Annotated in this window: 1 protein-coding gene; it reads left to right on the forward strand. The window is 64.9% G+C overall.

Features of this window, described 5'->3' with window-relative positions:
* Positions 1–615 precede the first annotated feature (615 nt).
* On the forward strand, positions 616–2,180 hold a 1,565-nt coding region (gene ltrA / locus ACFXJ8_RS43965), incomplete at its 3' end, for a group II intron reverse transcriptase/maturase (protein ID WP_379651526.1).

The following is a 2,180-nucleotide window of genomic DNA, read 5'->3' on the forward strand; positions in this document are numbered from 1 at the left end:
GTCAGTGCGCCACGAGGCGCTACGTAATCGAGTGGAGGTGGAAGACCGCCACCGTTGGGCCGTCGCAGCGGCCTGATCGAAGCTGAGGGTAGCCCGACCTGGGGAACGCCGGGGAGGGTGGCAAGCGGCCCTGACAAAGGTGGGACGTGCCGGGACGACCAGACGGTGCGGGTCCGTCGAGCGAGGTCAGAAGGTGTAACGGAAGTGAACCAGTGGTTGAAGCTCCGTAATCGCTTCGCTGGCTCAAATCTGGTGGATACGGGCCGGTGTGCAGTGCGTGGTTCCTGGCCGTAGGCCGGGGATCAACTCCGAAGCCGTGTTGACTGGGCGGTGAGGAGGCCACGTTGAAGGCCTGCGGCGTAGGCGTGGCGATGCTGCCGGAGTAGAGCTGGGCGCCTCCCTGACCGATCGATTACGCAGTGAACGTGGGAACCATCCGTGGTCGCCCTCCCGCCGGACCTCCAGTCCGGTGGCGGGCAGGTCCGTTGCCGACTGACGGCCGCGGGGTGGGGCGGAGGCCCCGTAGTAGTCCGAGCGCGCGAAAGGCGCGCACATGGCGAAGGGGGCCAGCAAGTCAGCAGTCGAAGTACTGGAAGGTCAGGAGGAATGTCGCCGGTGAATACCGACGAGCTGGAGCACGTCTTGTATGAGGCGGAGCGAAAGGTACTGAAGATCCAGACCAAGCTGCACCGTTGGGCCAGCGATGATCCTCATCGCCGGTTCGACGACCTGTTCAATCTCGTTGCTGATCCCGCGTTCTTGTTGGTGGCGTGGGATCGGGTGCGGGGCAATAAGGGTGCTCGAACGGCCGGAGTGGACGGCGCCACAGCGGCGTCCATCGAGGTCCGGCAAGGCGTCGAGGAGTTCCTCGACGAGCTGCGGTGCCAGGTCAAGGACCGTAGCTTCCGCCCTCTCCCGGTGCGTGAGCGCATGATCCCCAAGGCAAACGGCAAGCTGCGTCGCCTGGGGATCGCCACGATCGCCGACCGGGTGGTTCAGGCATCCTTGAAGCTGGTGTTGGAGCCGATCTTCGAGGCGGATTTCCTCCCGTGCTCCTACGGGTTCCGTCCCAAGCGCCGGGCTCATGACGCGGTGGCCGAGGTGCGTTTCCTGGCGTCCAAGAAGTACGACTGGATCGTCGAGGGAGACATCAAAGCCTGCTTCGACGAGATCTCGCATCCCGCTCTCATGGAGCGGGTGCGGCGTCGAGTCGGCGACAAGCCCGTCCTGGCCCTGGTGAAGGCGTTCCTCAAATCAGGCATCCTCGGTGAGGATCGGCTGTTGAGGAAGACCGATTCCGGCACCCCGCAGGGTTCGATTCTCTCTCCGTTGCTCAGCAACGTGGCTCTCTCGGTCCTGGACGAATACATCGCCCAAGCTCCGGGAGGTCCCGCCACGCACCGCTATGAGCGGGCCAAACGGCGTCGTCTGGGTCTGCCCAACTTCCGGCTGGTCCGGTACGCGGATGACTGGTGCCTGATGATCTTCGGTACCAAGGCGCACGCCGAGGCCTTGCGGGAGGAGATCGCCGAGGTCTTGTCCACGATGGGTTTGCGTCTGTCAGAGGATAAGACTTTGATCACCCACATCGAGACGGGTCTCGACTTTCTCGGCTGGCACATCCAGCGCCGCCGGAAACAAGGCACCACCCAGCATTACGTCTACACCTACCCCGCTAAGAAGGCGCTGTTGGCCGTCATGGCGAAGGTCAAGACGTTGTGCCGACAGGTCGGCACGGACCAGTCGCTCGATGTCCTGCTGCTCCGGCTCAACCGGGCGCTGCGGGGCTGGTGCGCCTACTTCCGGCCCGGAGTGTCCTCCGCGACCTTCTCCTACCTCGGCCACTACGTGTGGGAAACGGTCTGGCGATGGTTGCGCAGGAAACACCCACGGGCGACCTGGAAGGAAATCCGACGCCGCTACTGCCGCGCCGGATGGTGGCCGTCCAGCCAGGACAGGGAGCTGTTCAACCCCGCAACGGTAGGCACGACCCGCTACCGATACCGGGGCACATCCATCCCCACCCCCTGGCCCGAGCACAAGATGAGGGACAACCACGCAACCCGTCACGGGACTTGTGGAGCGCCCGGTGCCTTGAGAGGGGCACGCCGGGTGCGGGAAGCGGTCCGAGGAGACGGGCCGGTCGAAAGACCGGAGCCGCGCCTCGGGCCGACTTCACC

It is taken from the genome of Nonomuraea sp. NPDC059194, from assembly GCF_042754765.1.
GTDB lineage: Bacteria > Actinomycetota > Actinomycetes > Streptosporangiales > Streptosporangiaceae > Nonomuraea.